The 22,203-nt window shown below is 44.7% G+C and carries 19 protein-coding genes and 1 pseudogene; 3 read left to right on the top strand and 17 right to left on the bottom strand.

Going from position 1 to position 22,203, the window contains the following annotated elements; translation table 11 throughout:
• Window positions 1-24: 24 nt before the first annotated feature.
• Together B9T34_RS09685 and B9T34_RS09690 are read right to left on the bottom strand one after the other, a co-directional pair.
• On the bottom strand, window positions 25-855 hold the full coding sequence (locus B9T34_RS09685; RefSeq protein WP_086212953.1) for an AraC family transcriptional regulator: 831 nt from the start codon (window positions 853-855) through the stop codon (window positions 25-27).
• 112 nt (window positions 856-967) lie between these two features.
• Complete coding sequence (locus tag B9T34_RS09690; RefSeq protein WP_086212954.1) at window positions 968-2,629, bottom strand: acyl-CoA dehydrogenase family protein; 1,662 nt, start codon at window positions 2,627-2,629, stop codon at window positions 968-970.
• Window positions 2,630-2,721: 92 nt separating this feature from the next.
• Here B9T34_RS09690 and B9T34_RS19230 point away from each other — a divergent pair.
• A pseudogene (locus tag B9T34_RS19230) lies at window positions 2,722-3,312 on the top strand (TetR/AcrR family transcriptional regulator).
• Between the two features lie 18 nt (window positions 3,313-3,330).
• Here B9T34_RS19230 and B9T34_RS09700 read toward each other — a convergent pair.
• The 12 genes from B9T34_RS09700 to hcaE all read right to left on the bottom strand — a co-directional run bounded on the left by B9T34_RS09700 (window position 3,331) and on the right by hcaE (window position 16,031).
• Window positions 3,331-3,918, bottom strand: coding sequence for a TetR/AcrR family transcriptional regulator (locus tag B9T34_RS09700; RefSeq protein ID WP_086212955.1), 588 nt, complete (start codon window positions 3,916-3,918; stop codon window positions 3,331-3,333).
• Window positions 3,919-3,926: 8 nt separating this feature from the next.
• Complete coding sequence (locus B9T34_RS09705; RefSeq protein ID WP_139841259.1) at window positions 3,927-4,271, bottom strand: hypothetical protein; 345 nt, start codon at window positions 4,269-4,271, stop codon at window positions 3,927-3,929.
• Window positions 4,225-5,124, bottom strand: a complete 900-nt coding sequence (locus B9T34_RS09710) for a multidrug effflux MFS transporter (RefSeq protein ID WP_086212957.1) — start codon at window positions 5,122-5,124, stop codon at window positions 4,225-4,227. Before B9T34_RS09710 ends, B9T34_RS09705 begins: the two co-directional genes overlap by 47 nt.
• 134 nt (window positions 5,125-5,258) lie before the next feature.
• On the bottom strand, window positions 5,259-7,445 hold the full coding sequence (gene katG / locus B9T34_RS09715) for a catalase/peroxidase HPI (protein ID WP_086212958.1): 2,187 nt from the start codon (window positions 7,443-7,445) through the stop codon (window positions 5,259-5,261).
• 508 nt (window positions 7,446-7,953) lie between these two features.
• Entirely contained in the window at window positions 7,954-9,009 is a 1,056-nt protein-coding gene (locus tag B9T34_RS09720) for an MBL fold metallo-hydrolase (protein ID WP_086212959.1), read from the bottom strand.
• A 493-nt stretch (window positions 9,010-9,502) separates the two neighbouring features.
• Window positions 9,503-10,411: a DMT family transporter gene (locus B9T34_RS09725; RefSeq protein WP_086212960.1), complete on the bottom strand. Its 909-nt coding sequence runs from the start codon at window positions 10,409-10,411 to the stop codon at window positions 9,503-9,505.
• 313 nt (window positions 10,412-10,724) lie between these two features.
• Window positions 10,725-11,954 (bottom strand): 3-phenylpropionate/cinnamic acid dioxygenase ferredoxin--NAD(+) reductase subunit, encoded by a 1,230-nt coding sequence (gene hcaD / locus B9T34_RS09730; protein ID WP_086212961.1) that lies wholly within the window; start codon window positions 11,952-11,954, stop codon window positions 10,725-10,727.
• Between the two features lie 18 nt (window positions 11,955-11,972).
• Entirely contained in the window at window positions 11,973-12,935 is a 963-nt protein-coding gene (locus tag B9T34_RS09735; protein WP_086212962.1) for a 3-carboxyethylcatechol 2,3-dioxygenase, read from the bottom strand.
• Between the two features lie 69 nt (window positions 12,936-13,004).
• On the bottom strand, window positions 13,005-13,820 hold the full coding sequence (gene hcaB, locus B9T34_RS09740; RefSeq protein WP_086212963.1) for a 3-phenylpropionate-dihydrodiol/cinnamic acid-dihydrodiol dehydrogenase: 816 nt from the start codon (window positions 13,818-13,820) through the stop codon (window positions 13,005-13,007).
• A gap of 2 nt (window positions 13,821-13,822) precedes the next feature.
• Window positions 13,823-14,149 carry a 3-phenylpropionate/cinnamic acid dioxygenase ferredoxin subunit gene (hcaC, locus tag B9T34_RS09745; protein ID WP_086212964.1) on the bottom strand — a complete coding sequence of 109 codons (327 nt, stop codon included), beginning with the start codon at window positions 14,147-14,149 and terminating at the stop codon, window positions 13,823-13,825.
• Window positions 14,149-14,667: a 3-phenylpropionate/cinnamic acid dioxygenase subunit beta gene (gene hcaF / locus B9T34_RS09750; protein WP_086212965.1), complete on the bottom strand. Its 519-nt coding sequence runs from the start codon at window positions 14,665-14,667 to the stop codon at window positions 14,149-14,151. The genes hcaC and hcaF overlap by 1 nt, the downstream gene beginning before the upstream one ends.
• The gene (hcaE, locus tag B9T34_RS09755; protein ID WP_086212966.1) at window positions 14,664-16,031 is read right to left on the bottom strand and encodes a 3-phenylpropionate/cinnamic acid dioxygenase subunit alpha; all 1,368 of its coding nucleotides are present in this window, start codon (window positions 16,029-16,031) and stop codon (window positions 14,664-14,666) included. The genes hcaF and hcaE overlap by 4 nt, the downstream gene beginning before the upstream one ends.
• Before the next feature lie 279 nt (window positions 16,032-16,310).
• On the opposite strand from hcaE, the gene hcaR reads away from it, so the two are divergent.
• Window positions 16,311-17,216: a DNA-binding transcriptional regulator HcaR gene (gene hcaR / locus B9T34_RS09760; protein WP_086212967.1), complete on the top strand. Its 906-nt coding sequence runs from the start codon at window positions 16,311-16,313 to the stop codon at window positions 17,214-17,216.
• A gap of 307 nt (window positions 17,217-17,523) precedes the next feature.
• Entirely contained in the window at window positions 17,524-18,195 is a 672-nt protein-coding gene (locus tag B9T34_RS09765) for a DUF1345 domain-containing protein (RefSeq protein ID WP_086212968.1), read from the top strand.
• A gap of 64 nt (window positions 18,196-18,259) precedes the next feature.
• Here B9T34_RS09765 and B9T34_RS09770 read toward each other — a convergent pair whose 3' ends face one another.
• The 3 genes from B9T34_RS09770 to dmpG all read right to left on the bottom strand — a co-directional run bounded on the left by B9T34_RS09770 (window position 18,260) and on the right by dmpG (window position 22,194).
• Complete coding sequence (locus B9T34_RS09770) at window positions 18,260-19,120, bottom strand: alpha/beta fold hydrolase (protein ID WP_086212969.1); 861 nt, start codon at window positions 19,118-19,120, stop codon at window positions 18,260-18,262.
• A 305-nt stretch (window positions 19,121-19,425) separates the two neighbouring features.
• A complete protein-coding gene (locus B9T34_RS09775) occupies window positions 19,426-20,667 on the bottom strand; it encodes an OprD family outer membrane porin (RefSeq protein ID WP_086212970.1) in 1,242 nt (413 codons plus the stop codon).
• A gap of 507 nt (window positions 20,668-21,174) precedes the next feature.
• Window positions 21,175-22,194, bottom strand: coding sequence for a 4-hydroxy-2-oxovalerate aldolase (gene dmpG / locus B9T34_RS09780; protein WP_086212971.1), 1,020 nt, complete (start codon window positions 22,192-22,194; stop codon window positions 21,175-21,177).
• Between the last annotated feature and the right edge of the window lie 9 nt (window positions 22,195-22,203).

Below are 22,203 nucleotides of genomic sequence, written 5' to 3' on the forward strand. Positions count from 1 at the left end.
GGGAGCAACTCTATTTTGAAAATCTCAGCGTGAAGAAGATAGAACATTTGTGCAGGCGCTTTGATATTGCCTCAAAGTCAAACCATAACAGCGTTTAAACCAGCGACCTAAATGGCTTTGGTCCGCAAAGCATAGGCTGTTGGCGACCATAGACGCTGGAATGCCAGCTTTCAATAAAATCTTCGCCTGATCCAAACGTAATCGAATAAGGTACTGATGCGGCGCGCAGTTGAATGCTTGCTTAAACACGCGATTAATGAAAAAACGGTCTGCACCAGCCAGCTGCGCCAAGGTGTTCAGATCTAAATCTGTGTACAGATTTTCATGCAGAATCTCTTTAATTTTGAGGGCAATATCAGGCAGAGCACAGATTGAATTTTCGCGGGCCGACCATAAATTCTGATGCGCCAGCCTTTCCAGCAGCAGATCCAGATAACTGTCTTTCATCAACTGCGGTTCTTGATTGCTCATCGCACGGTAAGATGCATCGACCAATTGCGCCACCAGCGGATCCGAGTTCAGTGTCGATGCTACTTCCAGTTCAAAAGGCTGAGTAAATAATCCCTGATATTTCTGTTTTAGCCAGTCTTGGTCAATATGCAGCATTTTATAGGTAAAACCTAACGGTTCAGGCGCATAGCCATCATGCACTTCTTCAGGTTCTAGCATAAAGACTTGACCCTGATGGCTATTCACTAATTTTCTGCGGCAGTGGAATTGCTGATTACCCAATTCGGTCACGCCAATTAAGTAACTGGAGTGAAAATGTGGATCATAAGCGAAACCCTTAAAATGGGCATGCACCAGTTCGATTCCTGTATCGGCATCACGCTGTATATTGACCCAATTTCCCATGCCTACTACTGCTCCGCCTGTGAGACCAATTAAAGTTCATTTTCCATAATTGCCTTACTCCACCCTCGAGTCAAGCTTGCTGCCAGCTGAATTTAACGCTGCATCCTACTATTTATTGCGGCAAAGCGCGTTCCAACAAGCGCGCTACATCCACCTGTTTCGCCTCGATCATCCCTGCGACGCGGCCATGAAATTGGCTATAACGCGTTTGAATAAAACTTTCCGCCACGTATTTTGGCGAATAGCGTTTTAACAACACCGCTTGCGCCAACAGGGTCAATCGGCTGACCAAACTGCGCCCCATAAACTGCAAATCATCAGGTACTTGCTGGAACAATGTAAATAAATTTTGCAATTCCACTTTCAGGGTTTCATCGTCCAGCGCTGTTGAAGCCAAATCTTTGAATAATACTTCGATGGATTCAGGATCACGGCCAATCGCGCGCAGCACATCTAAGCACATGACATTGCCCGACCCTTCCCAAATGGTATTGACTGGCGCTTCTTTAAAAATTCGCGCCATGATTCCATTATCAACATAACCATTGCCGCCAAACACTTCCATCGCCTCACCCGTCAGTTCGACTGCACGCTTACAGATCCAAAACTTAGAAGCTGGGGTCATGATGCGTTTCCATGCGGTGGACAAAGCATCATCATTTTCATAGCAATGCGCCAAATGAAAACTGAGCTGAGTCGCGGCCTCAGTTTCCAATGCCAGATCTGCCAGCACTGCTTGCATGAGCGGCTGTTCCGCCAAATGTTTGCCAAAGGCTTTACGCTGACGGGTATAGGCAATGCACTGCACCAAAGCCTGACGCAGCATGGCGCTTGAACCGACTGAACAGGTGAGACGGGTGTAATTCGCCATTTCGATGATGGTTGGAATACCGCGTCCTGCCTCACCAATCATCAGGCCCCATGCATTTTTAAATTCGACTTCAGAACTGGAGTTGCTGCGGTTGCCGACTTTGTCCTTCAGGCGCTGCACTTGAATACTGTTCTTTGAGCTATCGTCCAGCCAGCGCGGCACAAAGAAACACGCCAAACCCTCTTGTTCGGTTTTCGCCACCACCAAATGCGCATCACACATGGGTGCAGAGAAGAACCACTTATGTCCTGTAAGCAAATAAGCTTTGCCACGCCCTGATTCTGCAATAGGACTTGCGACAGTTTCATTAGTACGCACATCCGAACCACCCTGTTTTTCGGTCATGCCCATGCCGAGCCAAATCGACTTTTTCTGCGCAATCGGCATATCACGTTCATCATATTCGGTGGATAATAATTTATCGCCAATTTTTGCCCACAGTTCAGGCTCACGCTGAATTAAAGGAATACTGCCGAGTGTCATTGAGTTTGGACACAAATTGCCGCATTCAACCTGCCCCGCCAAATAAAAACGCGCTGCCCAATCCACCCATTTAGAAGAAGATTCAGGATGATTAAAAGGATGCGCATGGGTATCAAACTGGCGGTTCAAGCCCATCCATTTATGCCATGCGGGATGAAACTCAATAAAGTCTTTACGTCGACCGCGCGCATCGAAGGCATGTAAAATTGGCGTATGCTTATTGGCAAGATCTGCATATTGATAATATTCAGATGAGCCAGCTGCTTTGCCCATTTCACATAAGATTGCCTGATCATGACTGCCGCAGCGTTTTAATATTTCATGCAACACTGTATCACTAGAAAAAAGGTTGTAGTTTTCCAGCTCATCAAATTGATTGCTGATTTGATGCGTCATCCATGTCTGTTCTAATGTATTCATTGCCTATATTTCCTGCTTGTTCTTATGTCCGTTTGCTTTCAGTATAGTCAAAAAATGGCTGCAGGATGTTTGGTTTTATCGAGTATGTTTTTATGAAAAATTCTGAGATACAGGTACGGCGCAAGATGCATCAAGCACTCGCCAAAGTCACATAAGAAGCCTTACAGCAGAGTGCTGTTCGGCTTTTGCATGAAAAGATCACGGATAAATAACCCTTCGAGAAACCACAGAGTAGGATTGGGCACTTTTTATGATTTTTTCTAAGAAGGAAGATTTGATTGCCCTGAGCATACATGTGCTTGTAAAACAGCATGCTGAGCAGATGAAAAGTTATGCACAAACGCAAATAGAGTTATCCACAGATGGTGAAATAAACCGCTATCTCAAGTGAATGATCCGCTTTCAATTAGAGCAGATCCAAACACAGTAATTTTTATGGGCGCAAGTATTTTTATTGGAACGGCAGATTTCGGATATTGAAAGTTACCGTAAGAGTTATGCCATGATGGTGCGTTTATACAGGATGAGGAACAGCTCAAGCCGACGGCTTTAAATCTGAAAAGGTGTGTTATGGCTTCGTGCCGCAAACTTTATTGATGGAGCCTGAGTTTAAAGATTGGCTGCCCCTCAAACAGGAGGTTGGGCAGATTTTCACACTTATAAAACAGTCCAATAGGCTTTAAGACCACCATTTCAGCAACTTATATAGAATGCTTATCCAAGATATTTTTATACATCATAAACATCGCTTTATAGCGGCGGTCATAAAGTTGCTCACCATATAGCAGCTCTACACACAAACTATCGACAATCCCCAAATAGGCATCACAATACAGTTCAAGCTGTTCATGACTCAAATTAAATTGAGCAAATGCCAAACGTAGCTTTTCTGTCAATAATTGAATATAACCGATATATCCGCTTGAGATCATTGCGCTAAAATGTTGTGGTGGGACATAAGCCATTCGGATTAAAAACCTTAAATGGATATTCTCTAAATAACGCGCCTGTAATTTTTGGCAATATACTTCGCCTGGTAAAACGTTATCTATATGTTCATCAAAGCATTGAATGACAAAGAGAGACTCCGCTTCCAAAGCGTTTAGGAATAACACATCAAATAAAACATCTTTACTTTCAAAATGGGTGTAAATAGAGGCTTTACGTATACCCACGGCTTCAGCAATCGCACTTAATGATGCGCCTTCATAGCCATGAGCAACAAAATTTTCAAAAGCGGCATCAATAATACGGCTTTTTGAATTGGTACGTGTTTTTCTATTTTCCATGCTTCATTTTAAACAGTATCGGCAGTCCTTATATTAGCACTGCGGGCACTGAAAAAAACTAAAGCTAAAATAATTGGTCCAACGATTGCTAAAAACACCAGCCAATAGAACGTATTCATTTCCACAAGCTGACCTGCAATCGGGGTTGCGATGGATGCCAATAGCAATGGAAATGCACCTAAGAGTGCGGCACATGAGCCCAAAGCAGTTTTTTGTGAATTCATGGCAATGGCCATTAAGACGACTTCTAAAATGCCCAATCCAAATAATCCGAGTGCAATCCCACTGACAACGCCAATAATACTGTCACTGACAAAATACATCACAAGACAGGTCATACTGCCGAGCATCATGAATACAGCACCCAATATTGCTAAATGAAGCTCCGAGATTTTTTTTCACCAGTAAAGCTGAAGCTGATGCACCAATCACCAAGCTAATGCTGGTTAAACCAAATACAAGTCCAAATTGCCCAACACTTAAACCAAAATCATTTTGATATACAAATGAAGAGCCACCAATATATGCAAATAAGAAAAAGTAGACCGCTGATAATGCAAATAAATTACACAGGAAAAATTTATTTTTTAGAATATTCCAGTAGTTCTGACATACCGTTTTCAAATTGAGCTGAATACGATTTTCTTTTGCTAATGTCTCTTGGATATTCCAAATACTATTCAATAAGACCAATGCACTCATGGTCATCAAAGCAACCATTACACCTCGCCATCCGTAAGCTGTCCCAATCAAGCCACCAATTGCAGGAGCGACGATGGGACCAAGTGCAACAATTGTATTCAGCAGCGCATATAACTGTGTTGCAGCAAGATCATCAACTAAATCACGAACCATGCTCATGATAATCACGACCGCCATGGCTGCGCCCAAGCCCTGAAAAACACGCGCAAAAATCAAACTTTCTATTGATGTTGCTAATGCAGCCCATAATGATGCCAAAACATACGCCGTAAGCCCGACCATCAAAGGTACTTTACGGCCCAAAGCATCTGAAATTGGTCCAAAAAAGAGCTGTCCGACTCCCATAAAAATCAGAAATACAGATAAGGTGATTTGTGTTGCCGCATAGGTTGTATTGAGCTCTTGTGCCATATCCGGCATAGATGCTAAATACATATCGATGCCTGCGGGACCTAAAGCGACGACCAAGGCAAGAGAAATTATGGTCTTGAAGGGAATAGGCATATTAATCCAAAATAATTAAACTACCGAACGGTAGGTAGTTTAATTTATTGTGCCATTTTGTTCAAGAATTATTCTCTTCAGTCACAATAAAAAAAACCGCCCTTTCAGGCGGTTTTTTTACATCTCAATGCAAATTATTTCACATCAAAACGGTCTGCATTCATCACTTTGGTCCATGCAGCTACAAAGTCTTTTACAAACTTCGCTTTGTTGTCATCTTGCGCATACACTTCTGCATAAGAACGCAGAATTGAGTTAGAGCCAAACACAAGATCTACACGCGTAGCCGTGTATTTTTCTGCGCCTGTTGCACGATCAACAATGCTGTACGAGTTTTTGCCCGTTGGTTTCCAGTTGTAGTTCATATCCGTCAAAGTGACAAAGAAGTCATTGCTTAATACGCCAGCTTTGTCCGTGAATACACCGTGTTTAGAGCCACCAAAGTTTGCACCCAGTACGCGTAAACCGCCTACCAGCACTGTCATTTCTGGCGCTGTTAAACCGAGCAATTGCGCGCGGTCAAGCAGCAGCTCTTCAGGCTGAACCACATAATCCTGTTTGACAAAGTTACGGAAGCCGTCTGCTTTCGGTTCAAAGTCTTCAAATGAATACGCATCAGTTTGTTCCTGAGACGCATCACCGCGGCCTGAAAGGAATGGAACACTCACATCCACACCTGCTGCATGCGCAGCTTGTTCAATTGCAGCTGTGCCGCCTAAAACGATCAAGTCTGCAAGGCTGACTTGAACTGCTGAAGATGCTTTAATCTCTTCAAGTTTTGCTAAAACTTTGGCTAAACGCGCAGGCTCATTGCCTGCCCAGTCTTTTTGCGGAGCAAGGCGGATACGCGCGCCGTTTGCGCCGCCGCGGTAGTCAGAACCACGGAAAGTACGTGCGCTGTCCCATGCTGTAGCAATCAATTCTGCAGAAGATAAACCGCTGTTTAACAGTTTTGCTTTTAAAGTCGCAACGTCTGCGTCAGACAGGGTATTGCCTTGAGGGGTTGGATCTTGCCAGATTAAATCTTCGGCTGGAACGTCTGCACCTAAGTAACGGGTTTTTGGCCCCATGTCACGGTGCGTCAATTTAAACCAAGCGCGGGCAAAGGCAGCATCAAGCTCCGCAGGGTTGTGATAGAAACGCTCTGCAATCGCTCGGTAAGCTGGATCGAATTTCAGCGCCATATCGGCATCTGTCATCATCGGGTTGCGGCGAACATTTGGATTGTGCGCATCTACAGGTTTGTCTTCCTCTTTGATGTTCACAGGTTCCCATTGTTTCGCGCCTGCTGGGCTGAGGGTTTTTTCCCACTCATACGTGAACAGCAGATAAAGGAACTCGTTATCCCATTTGGTTGGGTGGGTCGTCCACGCGCCTTCCAAGCCGCTGACCATAGTATTTGGCCCATTGCCCGTGCCTTCAGAGTTATGCCAGCCTAAGCCTTGGAACTCAACATCTGCGCCTTCTACATCTGCGCCTAGGTTTTCTGCTTTACCATTACCGTGAGATTTACCCACCGTATGGCCTCCCACTGTTAAGGCAACAGTTTCTTCATCATCCATCCCCATGCGGTCAAAGGTCACACGCATATCTTGCGCTGTACGCAGTGGATCTTGTACGCCGTCCACACCTTCAGGGTTCACATAGATCAAACCCATTTGCACAGCAGCCAACGGATTCTCTAAAGATGAACGGTCTGCATCACTGGCATAGCGCTCTTTGGTTGGCGCAAGCCATTGACGTTCTTCACCCCAGTAAATGTCTTTTTCCGGCGCCCAAATGTCTAAACGGCCGCCGCCAAAACCAAAAGTTTTCAAGCCAGCAACGTCATAGGCAACAGTACCAGCGAGAACAATTAAATCGCCCCAAGAAATTTTGTTGCCGTATTTGCGTTTAATTGGCCAAAGCAGACGGCGGCCTTTATCCGTATTGACGTTATCAGGCCAGCTGTTCAGCGGCGCAAAACGCTGGTTGCCGGTATTGGCGCCGCCGCGGCCATCCTGTTTACGGTAAGAACCCGCCAAGTGCCATGCCGTACGCACGAACATGCCGATATAGCTGCCATAATCGGAAGGCCACCAGTCTTGGCTGCTGTTGATGAGTTCACGCAGGTCTTGTTTTACGGCTTCTAAATCCAATGACTTGAATGCGGCTGCATAATCAAAGTCTGGGTCCATGGGGTTAATTTTTTTATCGTGCTGAGAAAGGATGTCAAGGTTAAGTGCATTTGGCCACCAAGTTGCATTATTTGTGCTGGCTACGCTGGTCTGTCCACCTGCTTGATGAAATGGGCAACCTGATGCTTGCGAATTCTGTGTCATTTTATGGCTCCAAATAATTATGAAGTGAGTATGCTGAACCGTATAAATCTTTTTTACTTCACCATTAACTTAGCTGTTTTTGGCGACAATATGAAGTAACTTTTACGAATGTAAACAATCGGATATTCCCATATTGCCTTTAAAAAATAAATGCTTAATTTTTACAATTTTATTTACTTTGCGAATGCCCTGCTTTTATTGATTTTTTAAAAATATATTCTATAAAAACCGTATATATAGCTCATCCTAAATCTGTTGAGCTGATTGATGATCTTAATTTTTTTATCCCTAGAAGGGGCAAATGAAAGCGATCTTTTTTGACACTGTTATGTATGGTTTTTAGGGAAATGCCTGCACTTGCATTCCATACGCACAATCAATTGCAAAATGGCTAACTGCAAAATTTTGAAGAAAATTGGACATGCACTGAAATGGAAAACGAGACTCCATTTAGATGATATGAGATTTGGCGTCGTGCTTGCCAAGATATTGATTTATCCGCGCCTGACTACACTGTCAGACGCTTGCCTTCACGTATGCAGATAAACGGATTCATCAGTTTAGAAGATTTACTGCGCGCTTTCTGCAAATCAAGCTCAGGCTGCTCACGGCTTTCATCCGTCAACTGAAAAGTGCGGTAATGAATACCCAAAGAGCATTTGGCATGCATATCTTTATGCGCCTGAAATGCATCTTCAGGGTTCATGTGCATATAGCGCATCAGCTGGCGCGGTTCATAAGCGCCAATTGGCAGCAAAGCAATACGCGGTGCGCCAAATTTGGCATGTATGGCTTTAAAATGCGGGCCATAACCGCTGTCACCTGCAAAGAAACAGTGGTCCTTGCCATTTAATACAGAAAAGCCGCCCCATAAAGCGCGGTTCTGATCACGCAAACCACGGCCTGAACTATGCTGAGCTGGGGTATAAACCAGCTTCAAATCACCCAGCAAAGCTGACTGCCACCAGTCCAGCTCAAAAACTTGAAAATGTTCAGGCAAATAATAGCTGTTGCCCAGCCCTGTATAAATGGGCATTTCAAACCGTTCATGCAGCCATTTCAGTGTGGCTAAATCCATATGATCATAATGATTATGGCTTAAAAGCACAGCATCAATCGGCGGCAACTCTTCCAGCGCAATGCCTGCAGGACACGCGCGGCGCGGACCTCTGCCATTGCTTGGGCCGGCATATTCCGCCCAAACAGGATCGGTCAGCAGGTTGTAAGGGCCGATTTGAATCAGCACTGTGGCATGGCCGACAAACCAGACCTGCCAATCGTCTAAACTGGCATTCGGGCGTTCATGCGGTAAAGATCTGGATGATTGATGGAACGCGGCATATTCCTGCTTGCGGTTCACGCCCCACGTATTGGAGCGGCGCTTCAGCAGCCATTTGAATAAATCTGCACGGCTTCGGCCTTCAGGCGGACGGGCTAAATTAAAAAAGCGTTCACCATTAAAGTGCTCAGATGCCAGAAAATCAAATACAGGCTGGCGCCATGTATGTGACCAGCTTGCCTCTGCAGGCAATTCAAAATGCTTTTGTTCCGAATCGTGCGTCATGGATATTCAAAGTTCTTTAAAATTTTTGATCAAAACACAAAACAATCACAGCAAAACTGCTTTTGTTCATCCAAACGGCCTAATGCCCTAAGCCCATAGTTTTAGGTAATTTTGGCTGCAAAATTGCTGCACCAGATAGATACAGGAAAATTGTTCAGCCATCAGCACAACTTGCCAATATCGCTTTCAGCAGCAGTATTGCACCTAATGCTGAACCAATACGGGGCTTATAAAAACATAAGTGATGGCAAAGTGCGACCAGCTTCGGCTTATTGGGCTGCTTATATTAACCAATACATTGAAGTACAAAGGTTTATTTTTGTTGTATTTCAATATCGCTTTGCATATTTGATGTGCAGTTGGCATTTATTATGCTGCTTTAGCTCTAAAAATGTTCCATGTGGAACATCATTTATACAATCCAAGTAGATCGCGCTGCTGCCAATATGCAAAAAAGGAAGCCTCAGCTTCCTTTTTAAGAGAACAATACACGCTAGAGTTTTGAAAAATATTGCGCGCGCCATTCTCTCCAAAAGTACATCACAATACCCAGCATCACTACAGCAATGCCCGCGACTGCATTTGAGCTGATATGCTCATGGTTCAATGTGGCCCCTAAGATCAGCGCAATCACAGGGGTCACCACATTGCTTAAAGATACAGTGGAAGCAGCCAAACGCTTGATCAGCCAGAAATAGCAAAGCATCGCCACAATAGATGATAAAATCATGGTAAACAGGAATCCAATCAGCGCATTGCTGCTCGGCATCTGCGTTGGGAAATGCGGCCAGATAAATGGAATCAATATTAAGGATGCCAGCGCAGAAACGATCAATGAACCCGTAGCTTGCGACATGGGTTTCAGCGGCGCATTAATCTGTTTGACCCAGAAAATGGAGCTGATATACGACACCATGCTGATGATCATCAGCACCACACCCCATGGGTTGACTTTACTGTCGGCAGAGTCAATAAACACAAAGCTCAAACCGCTGACCGCGACGGCCATGCCCAGCCACTGCAGACCGATCAATTTGTGCGTTCTTAAAATCACATGGCCGATCAGTCCCGCAATTAAAGGTGAAAAACCAAAAATCAGCGCCATTAATCCAGAGGTTAAATAATTGGCCGCCAAATAAATAAACAGCTGCGCGCCAATTAAATTTAAACTGCCCGCCACATAGCTTTGCATAGATACGCGATCAAAAGGCAAAGGATCACGCATCAGGCCCAGTAAAAACAGCGCAATCACGGATGCCCCAAAATAGCGGATTATCAGCACCCACATTGGATGCACTTCCGCCACACTCCAGACAATCGCCAGCGGCGTGGCTGCCCAGATCAACACCAGCAAAGCATAAATACTTGCCGTGACGATCATGGGAGAGGAATTAGAGTTCATAAATGGTTCTATCGCAATATAAATTCAGAAGCATTGCAGCACATAAAGTCCACCCAAAATCTATTCCGCGTAGCGGCATGGATGCCGCCGATAAGCTGAGATATAGGGATATATCTTCAGCTTATCGAAAGATTTTTGTCACTTTTGATCTCTCAAAAGTGAGGCTTCACCTGCGCGCGAGCAGTTACCCATGACACAAAATTTGAGGTTTTTTGATTCTCAAGCAAGTCTTTTATGTTTTTAACATTCATAAAAAAAGCAGACCTAGGTTGCCCAAGGTCTGCCCTTTTGTAAACTCATAAATAACGCAAAGTTATTTCACAAGCTTACGAAGATCTTGACTCAGATCCAAATACTTATCTGCTTCAAACGCTGCGTTCTTGCTAATCAGCTTTTTAAGGTGACGCATTTCTTTGGCTGCATTAACCGTAATGCCGCCAACAATCACATCATCTGTCACGCCAAACAATACAAACGAGGATTCAGCGCGAAGCACAGGATTGATTTCACCGCGCACTTGCCATTCTGCCGCAGCCATGTCCCCAACAAATTGATAGTTGATTTCAAGCTGATCTGTCCAGAACCATGCTGGGTTTGGTGTCGGATGCTCTGCACCCATTACATGGCGCGCAAAGATGCCCGCCTGCAGGTTGGCATTTTCCCACGTTTCTACACGGCGGTGATTGCCGCAGTCACGCAGCTGAGTTGCGACATCGCCAGCGGCATAGATGTCTGCATTAGAGGTTTGACAATTGTCATTCACTTTAATTGCAAGATCAACTTCTAAGCCTGCTTCAACCGCAAGCTGAGCATTCGGCACAATACCGATGCCGTAAACCACAGCATCTGCACGCAATTCTTCGCCGTCACCTAAAGTCACAACGATTTCTTCGCCATCCAGCTTGCAGTCCGCAATAGATGTAGACAGGCGCACATCTACACCCGCTAAGCGCTGCTGTTCAAGCAGGAACTCGCTCAATACGCGTGGAGATGAACGGCCCATCACCATTGGACCCATTTCAATCACAGTCACTTGGCATTCTTTGAAGCGTGCGCTCGATGCAAGCTCAAGACCAATCACACCGCCGCCGATCAAAATAATGCGTTGACCCGCCTGCAGCACAGGGACTAAGGCTTGTGAATCCTCAAGGTTGCGCAGGGTGTACACATGCTTGCCCAATGCATCAAAGTTTGGCAAACGGCGCGCTGCACCGCCTGTTGCAAGAAGCAATTTGTCATAAGCAATAACATCACCATTTTGCAATTCAACATTTTTGGCTTCGGCATTGATTTTCGCCACGCCATTGCCGCGAATTGTTTCTACGCCAAGATCTGCCAGCTTTTCTTCTGACAGAATTTCGATTTTGGTGTCTTCAGGCTTTAAGATCACGTCTTTAGACAAAGGCGGACGTTCATACGGAAGATGCGTTTCATCACCAATCAAGATGATTTTGCCTTCGTATTTATTGCCGCGAAGTTCTAAAATCGCGCTTGCACCTGCTTGACCCGCACCTACTATGACGATGGTTTCGATGTTGCTCATGTGCTTAAACTCTTACAATTATTTCAATTCAGCAGATACGATGCCAAAGCCCGCAATCCACTCGCTAATGTCTTCATAGCAGTGAGTTGTCATTTCATACTCACCCACTTCATGCATCGCAGCAAAAGCTGCCATCCAAGAACGCACTTCTTGACCGCCGCGGCCGCCATCACGGCGGATTTCAGCTTCGGTCATCGCTTCTAAAGCGGCAAAGTCTGCATTCTTGAATTTTTCAAGCAAGGCAATATCCCACTCAGGACTGAGCGGTACTGCAACAGAGGTATCACCCGCCGCCAGTTTTTGACCGACAGCAATAATTTTCGCCTGACGCGCATTGCGCGCTTCTTCAGTCGGGTTGCGGCCTGCAATCAGGAATTCTTCCACTTCTGGAGGTACAGCGCCCATTTGCGGTGTAGGCGGATCATGTGAAAGACCGCCTGTACCTAAAATAAGCACGCGTTCATTTTCCAAGTTCAATGATTGAATAAACTGGCCTACAGCGCGGCCTAAAGCAATGGTGCGCTTTGTGGTCGGCATTGGCGCAGCTGCGCCATTAATGAAAATTGGAATCGTCGGGTAACGATCAAGTTTGCCGCCGCATAAGAAATGCAGAGGCTGCGTTACGCCATGGTCGGCCTGCATACGGTAAGAATATGCAACATCCACACCTTCATCCAATACGCGGCGAACCAAGCTCAGCGCAGTATCTTCAGGCACATCAATTTTATTGTCGACTTTACCGTAGTCCCAATCGCCTGCTGCTGTCGCGCGGATACCCACGCAGAAACTCGGCATCAGGTCATAGAAGAAACCATTAAAATGGTCTGGACCAAAAGTAATAATCAATGTTGGATTGTATGCTGCAACTTCGGCAGCAAGCTGAGCAAAAGCCTCACGGACTTTAACCTCTTTACGTTTCTCTTGCGGAGAAGCGAATTCCATTAGAGGGCTATGCGATGCACAAATAAGTTTAACGGCCATGGGGTGACTCCTAAACGGAAGGCAGCCATAAGGCTGCCAAGTATAATCCATTACGCTTGAAGGCGGTTTTTACTCATCAAAGAAACCAGCGCGCGGCTGACGTAAGCCGCGGATGCCAAGACCGCATTCTGCATTAATTAAAACGCCAGTCAGCGGACGGTTGTTTTGACGAGAAGCCAAAAGCACGTATGAACCAGTCATATCTTCAGGTTCTGGCAAGAAGCCAAGCGGCATGCCGCGTCCAATTTTTTCAGGATCACGGGCATCTAATAAGCCCAGATTTTCCTGACCTAAAGACGCAGCGCCTTTAATATTGACATTCATACCCGACGGTGCAACAGCATTCACTCGTACTTTAGGCGCAAGTTCATATGCCAATTCTTTCATAATACCCACACCAGCATGCTTAGATGCCGTGTATACAGGGCCCCCGCCAGCAGAGTACAGTGCCGAATTAGACAAAGTAAATATGATAGAACCTTCAGAAGCTATCAATGCATTTAATGCAGCTTTCGCGCCCAAGATTAACGATTTGGTATTAATCCCCATAATCTCATCAAAGGCTTTTTCCAGCTGCTCACCAGACGTATTGACGATATCAGCATAGTGATCCCAAATACCAGCATTGCCGACAAAGCAATCCAGCTTGCCAAAACGTTCCAGCGTTGCATTTACAGCGCGGACATTGTCTTCATAGCTGGCTACATCGCCTTCGATCGCAAGAACTTTACCGCCAAAGTGTTCATTTAATGCATCCACTTTTGCTTTAGAACGCTGAAGTACGGCAACTTGCGCGCCTTCTTCAATGAAACGTTCAACCAGCGCCCAGCCTAAGCCAGAACCGCCGCCAGTAATTAGCGCAACTTCGCCTTGTAGCCAACCCATGATTACTCTCCTGCCATCTCAACAAATAACTGACCATCTTCCACAATCACTGGGAAAGTTTTAATTGGATCAGTTGCTGGCAAGCAAAGCGCTTCGCCAGTTTTCAAACAGAAACGCGCTGAATGCAATGGGCATTCTACTGTGCCGTCGTCTTCAAGATAGCCTTCAGACATAGACGCGTTGCCGTGTGAGCAGCGGTCATTCATTGCAAAGAACTCACCGCCGTTGTTGAATACTGCAAGCGCTTCGATGCCGTTTACGCCGCAGTCCACTTTCAATGCTTCGCCTTCGTCTAAATCTTCAACTTGGCAAACAAAAATCTTATTCATTAGAAGAACACGCTCAGGTTGTGTGAGTTATAAGTCACTTGGTCTAGGATGATCTTACGGTTAAAGATCTGGAAACCCAGCTCAGAGTCGACTTTACGGAGTTTGTCGTGACGCTTGCCGCAATAGATAGTGACATCTTTCTCTTTTTGAGTACGGTACAGCAGGTAAGTGACATAAACGTCATACTCGCCTTCCACTTCCGACGCTTCAACAATCACATTTGAAACCATGTGCGTTGTACGAGACGGAGGCTCTTCCGCCCATGCCATACCTGTTTCAAGGCGGGCAACACGGCGCTCTAAAAGATCTTTCGTATCGTTGAACACCCAAGTTGTAGGCGGTTCAACTGAACGGCGGCGGTCACGCGTTTGAGCGTTTGGTGTTGTACGCAGCGTATAAGAGATATCTTCCGCCAACGTATCTAACCAATCGCGGAACTTCCAATCGTCAAGCAATTTTGCTTCACGATAGAGAAACTGACTAATTTGATGATGAAGTTCTAAACTGATCTGACTCATTTCATAAGCTCCTTCTCATATTCATCAGCTGCTTTTTCCACGTCTTCCCATTTTTCATGGATCAATAAATCTGCCCAGCGGCGGTACATGCCGCGCGCTGCAGTTTCAGAGAAAATGTAATTGGTAATGCCTGGAATGCCGTCTTCACGCACTTTCTCGTTGCCTTTACCCATTTCCATAATGAGTGGATTTTTACGCGCTTTGTAACCACGTAGAACTTTTTGGATCTCAATCCAGTTCTCAGAGTCATCTTGCTCTAGGAAACCAGCTGGACCGAATGCACGAGTCGCAGAGCGCTCAAATGCTTCTTTCACTTCTTGAGACGCTTCAGCATCTGCAATACAGAATGCCCAAACTTCAGTTTTGTTTGGACCGCGCGGGTGCCATACACGAAGTGTTGCTGTACCGTTCAACCATGACATGGTTGGGAACATCGTGTTGTGGCCAGCAAGACGTAAAGCGCGAACTTCGCCTAAACGCTCTTTTACTTCTTCGTAAGTTTCACGGAAGTAGTTTGCAACTTCGCCGTCAACCCATACGTTCGCATCTGGTTTTTCTGTAAAGAAGAAACCTGAACCATGGCCCCGTGAACCGTATTGGATCGCGTCTTTAGCCGTTTCCCATACTGGGCGGGCAGTTTGCGCTGCGCCTAATTTTTTAGAGCCTTCGTCATCTGGTTTTGCGCCCAATACTTGGATCGCAGAAGCATGCGAGAACAATGCGTGGTATTGGTCAGATGCAAACTGTTCAGCTGCAAATTTCCAGTTACACTCGATTTCCCACTTATGCACGCCGCCGATGATTTCTGTGCCGCCTGGACGACGGTCAACTACGCCATCTAAATACCAAGCGATGTCGCCCATGTATTCTTCTAGATCTGGAGTAGATTCATCCCAACAGCCGAAGATTAAACCTTTATAAGATTTAACACGGTTCACTTCCACAAGGCCCCATTGCTCTTTGCAAGCGCCATGCGGGAAAGCACGGTCTTCAAGCGGGATGTCTTTTAATGAACCGTCAATACCGTAAGACCAGCCGTGGTATGGGCAAGTGAATGCGCGTGTATTACCGCAGTCAGCAAAGCTCACACGCATAGAGCGGTGACGGCATTGGTTTAAGAATGCTTTGATTGAGCCGTCTTTTTGACGCGCCACAATAATCGGATCTTCACCCATGTAGGTATTGAAGAAATCGCCTGCCTTAGGAATTTGACTTTCATGGCAAAGGAACAGCCAAGTACGGCCGAAGACACGCTCAAGCTCAAGCTCGTAAAGGTCCGGGTCGGTATAGATAGATGGCGTGATACGTCCATTTTGTGCATCGACTAAAACGTCGATTTCGCGCACATCAATTTTTCCACTCATGAAAGTTCTCCTGCGACAACCGTGGGGTCACAAACAAATAGATTCAACTTTCAACGATGATGAGTTTTTGGCGGGTTTTGGGGAAATATTTTTTTTGTTTTAATTAATAGTTTTGAGAACTTATTAGCATAGCTATAATTTATATTAAAACACCAATGCAAGGCTTAGGACCATTTATTTTCTAAATATCAAAATCATCTTCACGCCATAGTTGTTTATAGATTATACTGCTGCAAACCCATAGTAAGACATTTTTTGGATTACTCCTAGGCTGAATATATGGAATTACGACACTTACGCTACTTCATTACTGTTGCTGAAGAACTCAATTTCAGTAAAGCTGCGCTTAAACTGTATACCGCTCAACCCTCTCTCAGTCAGCAAATTAAAGACTTGGAAGAAGATGTTGGGGTTAAACTGCTTCACCGCACAAAGCGCAAAGTAGAACTGACCGAAGAAGGCGCCGTCTTTCTAGAACAAGCCCGTTTAACTTTAGCGCAAGCGGACAAAGCCGTTGCTATGGCGCGTCAGGTGTCTCAGGCCAAACAGCAGATGCTGCGCATCGGCTTTGTACCCGTGGCGGAAATGAAAATTTTCCCGTATGTACTGCCAAATCTGCGGGTGCAGAATCCTGACTTAAAGATTGAATTGCTGAGCCTGAACAACGTTGAGCAAATGAAACTGCTGAAAAAAGGCGAACTGGACGTCACTTTTACCCGCCACAATTTCCATAATGAAGAAATTGAAAGCCAATTTGTGCTGCGTGAACCGCTGATTTTCCTGCTGCCGAAAGATCATCCTTTGGCAAAGCATGAGCGCATTCCTGTGAAAGCGCTGAATGGAATTGACTTCATTATTCCAGCAGCTGAACAGTCTATGACGCTGCACAACACGATTCTGGACTTTGCCAAGGCCAATAATATTGAGTTCAATATTGTGCAAAAAGCGGACAATATTCTATTCAATATCAACTCCATCGGCATGGGCTTAGGCTGCACCATTCTGCCAGGCTATATTGCGCCTTTAACCATGAGCAATACAGTCATCCGCCCGCTGGATATTGAATTGCCCTATTTAGACTTGTATGTCAGCTACCGTAAAAACAGCACATCAACCGCCGTGCAAAAGTTTATGGAGCTACTGACCAAAGTCTTTTACCTAAATATTGCACGCGATCAGGACTAAATTCCTGCGCAAAGCCTGCATAAAAATCAGCGCCATTATTTACTTAAAAAATAATGGCGCTTTTTTTTCGCCTGATTTGTGTTTTTTATCGCCATACTCGACTTAAGTCTTACACAATTTATCTATAAGTGAAGATGGCTTAATGGGAAATAACTTATAAATTTTCATTTAGCGACTCATAATATTTTTTGTTTTTCATTAAAATTACAACTTAAGTCTAATAAGCCCATGCCATTCAGCTTAAATTATGGCTTAAAGCCTACACATTATTGATTGGCGCAATATACAAAAAATACAGGGAGTTCTGATGAATTTTCAGCCATTTTCCCGCATAAAAGCTGGCTTGCAATACCGCCCATATTTTTTTATTTCATTTGCCGCTACGCTTATTTTATATAGCGCCCTGCGCAGCTTCAGCGCGTGGCCTTGGTCGACATGCCTGCTCATCAGCTGGAATGCCGCTGTTTCCTGTTACCTGATTTTCACCATGCTACGCCTTTGGCGGGCCGACCACAGCCATATTTTAGAACGCGCGCAGCAGCAGGATGCCAGTAAATGGCTTATTCTCTTTTTAGTCTTCATTACTTTAGTGATGTGCTTTATCGCGATTGTGGTTGAGGTCAATCTGCCGCAGCACAATCCACACCTGCGCTTTGCGCATTTGGCGCTGTCATTTTTAACCATACTCTGCGCGTGGCTGTTTATGCACACAGTTTTTGCCATACATTATGCGCATGACTTTTATTTGGCTGTCGAAGAATCTAAAGAAGGCGGACTGGAATTTCCCAAAACACCTCAGCCCACCTATCCTGATTTTTTGTATTTCAGCTATGTGATTGGCACGTCAGCACAAACAGCTGATGTCTCCATTACCAGCCGCGCTATGCGCACACTGAATATCTTGCACATACTGCTGGCTTATGGCTTCAACACCACAATTTTAGCCATCAGCATTAATGTCGCTGCCGGCTTTATTTAGATATGCCCCATCAAAACAAAAAAAAGATGGCTTTAAGCCATCCTTTTTTCATCCGCAATCTGAATTATTTAACGCCATGTACCGCTAAATAGTTTTTGATTACTGTGTTGAATTCGTCAGATTTTTCAACTTGAGACCAATGGCCGCATTGGCTGAAAATGTGCGCATCAGCATTTGGAACAATGTTCAGAATGTCCCAAGTACGTGAAACTGGAATTACCACGTCTTGCGTACCGTGAATAAGAAGCACAGGCACGGTAATATCTTTCATTTTATCGAAGTCTAATGGGAATTCGAAGCGGTCACGGTCACGCGCGCCAACAACGTCCATCAAACGGTCAGATGCATAGTCATTTGCAGCTGAGTCAAAGCGTACTTTTACCAGTTCATCAGTGATCAAGTCTTTGTTCACTACAAACATAGATAAAGTTTTCTTAATCCCTTCTACTGTCAAAACTGGGTTTGCATGCGCTTTAAGTGCTGCAGTTTGAACCGCACCACCTGTACCCATAGAAACGATACCTAAAATACGTTCTGGATAATCAATCGCCATTTGGAAGGCCAACCAGCCACCCAAAGAGTTACCCACTAACCAAGTTTTTTCGATACCAAGAGCATCAAGTGTACGTACTGCATGGTCAACCCAAGCACGGATACCGTAAGCAGTACCTGGTGCAACAACAGATTGGCCATAACCAATCGTATCAATTGCGATACAGCGCGCTTGCTCGCCAATTTGCGGCAAGTTCAACCACCAGTTTGCAGCAGCAGATACACCTGTACCAGAACCATGCAAAAATAGGATAGGCGTTCCTTCACCAATTTCGTGATAGTGAGTTAACTCACCTTCAGCTGTTTCAATCCATTTATCTTCTAAGCCGAAGAATGAATCCGTTGTGTAGTCAGGGATTTGAACTGTGCTCATACATACTCCTCGTACAGCGTAAGCGCCTGCGCGTTACCATCTATTGTGCAGATTGAAACGCCAAGTGGATTAAGATTTTAGACTTTTATACATCTTCATATTAACCGCTATCGCGCCGATAACTGATACATATTTACGATCATATACAACAATTTATATATAATTTAACTCATTGTTTTATTTATCTTTAGCCAAACTTATTTCCCTATTTTCCATCAGGTATTTCAAATTTAAATAATCCAAAAGCAAAAGAGCAGCCGTTTGAGGCTGCTCTGGAGTGTTTACTTAAGAATAAGGATTAAAACTTAGAACTTATAGGTATAGGTCGTTGCTACACGGTACTCTTCCAGATCCGACTTGTAGTCGAAGTTTGCATCGATATACATCGCCTGGAAGCCCAAGCCTTTTAGCTTGCCTTCTGGAACCGTATAGTTGACGATCAAATTCAATTCATCTGAACCCTGATTGGTTTTACCAGCAAATTTAGCATCTGAACCTGTGAAGTACACAGCAGTTGCATTCAAGCCTTTCGCGCCCAGTTCAGAGAAATCATAGCCATACGTAAAGCCCCATGATTTTTCATCTGGATTGGTAAATGTCGCTACACCCCAGTTCACGAGGTATGGCTGTGGCACCCAGCCGCCCAATGTCGGGAATGCGCTGTCGCCAAACATTTGCTGATAGCCCAAACCAACAGTATGCGCGCCATAATTTACTTTCGCGCCTACAGACAGCGCTTGGTTATCAATTTTGCCATACAGCTTGTCACCAGACTCTGAGTTGTCAAAGTAACGCACAAAGCTGTCTAATTTGGCTTTTTCACCCAGTTTGGTTTTGTAGCTTGCGCCCACATAATGCTGCTGATAGATATCTTGCACATCGGCATACCAGTAGCTGCCGCCAACTTCAGGCGTAAACTGGTGATCCACACCTGCGATATACATACCGTCAGATGTTTTGCCGTTGTCGTAGGCAGGCGGAGCGAATTTCGTTAAATCACGGAACTGATTGTCATAACGGTTGTTAATGCCGTCAATATAAGCCAAGGTCAGTTTGGTATCTTTTAGATCTTTCGACTCTAGCCATGCACCGCTGTAAGTGGTCATCAGCTGGCGTGATGGATCAAAGACCAAAACTGGAGATACAGGTAACAACTCACCTACCTTCAATTCAGTTTGTGAAACTTTAGCTTTTAAAGTCGCACCCACTTTACCAAAGTTGTCCTTCGACTCTTTACCGTCATGCGGCAAGATAAAATCAGGATTTTTGTCACGGCCATTCAATTTGAATGCATGCTGCACCAAAAGGTCTGCGCCAACTTGAATGCCGCCGCCAATATCTGCATAGCCAGATTTCGCATCCAGCGTAATGCCTTGTGACCATGAACCCCAGTTTTTACTTGGAGTCTCTTCAATTTGACGGTCTAAGTAAAAGTTTCTAAGTTTCAGTTGAACCTGACTATCGTCAATAAACGCTGCATAAGATGCAGTTGTCCCTAAAGTTGCTGTCGAAGCAAGAATCGCTATCCATAAATTTTGACGACGCATGGCTGAATTCCTAATGATCAGATTAAGCTATGGACTCATCATGCTGAACTATGCTTTTTTGATAAATCCGACAACAGTATTAACTGATCTGTACTTAATCAGTTTTTTTGGAACTTTGAACAAAATCTTAAATTTTTCTTAATAACTTTCAGCACTAAGCAAATCACATCAACAAGCGATCAACAAAACCATAAAACATTGTTTTTAAACTATTTATTTAAAAATAATAATCCAATTACCGACAAACGGAAAATACTGATCGCTTTTATGTTTAAGTGGCTCTTTTCTCAAGCTAAGCTTTTGAATATATTAATATATATTGGATATCATACCATATCTGATAACTATAAATAAAATAGCGCAGAGAGCTAAAAACTCAGCAAAACTTTCACAAAAAGCCCCTAACCTCTTATAAATTAAGCCTTTGGAACATATTTTACGCCGCTCCACAGCCATAAAAAAAGCGCCCTTTCGGACGCTTTCTTCTAAACAGATACTTAAATTAAATTAAGCATTTGCTTCTTTCGCTTTAGACATGGTCAATGCCAAGTCTTCAATCATGTCTTCCTGACCGCCAACTGTACCGCGGCGGCCCAATTCCATCAGAATTTCACGAGCAGAAACGCCATATTTCGCTTCAGCACGTTTAGCAAACAACAAGAATGAAGAGTAAACACCTGCATAACCAAGTGTTGCAGCATCACGATCGGCACGGATCGGGTTGTGCATCATTGGAATAACAAGGTCTTCAGCAATATCTTGTACTTTAAACAAGTCAACGCCTGTGTCCATTTGCATGCGGTTTGCAACTGCAATGAACAACTCAAGCGGTGTATTACCAGCACCAGCACCCAAACCAGCAGATGCTAAGTCAACACGTACCGCACCTGCTTGAACGGCAGCAACAGTGTTAGAAACACCCATGCCTAAGTTGTGGTGGCCGTGGAAACCTAGTTCAATGCTTGAATCCAAGTGCTGACGTAAGTGACCTACACGGTCAAGTACATCTTGAGGAAGCATATAGCCAGCAGAGTCTGTGACATAGATACAGTTTGCACCGTAAGACACCATCTTGTTTGCTTCTTCAAGCAATTTTTCAGGCGTTGCCATGTGCGCAAGCATCAAGAAACCAACAGTGTCCATTTCTAATTTACGCGCAGCAGTAATATGCTGTTCTGAACAATCCGCTTCTGTACAGTGCGTTGCAACACGAATGGTAGAAACACCAATTTCATGCGCCATTTTCAAATGGTCAACCGTACCGATACCAGGCAAAAGCAATGCAGAAATTTTTGCATTTTTCATGCGCGGCACAACAGCAGACAAGTATTCTTCGTCAGTTGCGGCAGCAAAACCGTAGTTTACAGATGAACCGCCAAGGCCGTCACCGTGAGTCACTTCGATTAAAGGTACGCCTGCATCATCAAGTGCTGTTGAAATGGCAATCATTTGCTCAACAGTGGTTTGATGGCGCTGTGGGTGCATACCATCACGCAAAGTCATATCATGAACAATAATCTTAGACATGTGGCTGCT

This window comes from Acinetobacter sp. ANC 3813, from assembly GCF_002135435.1.
Lineage (GTDB): Bacteria > Pseudomonadota > Gammaproteobacteria > Pseudomonadales > Moraxellaceae > Acinetobacter.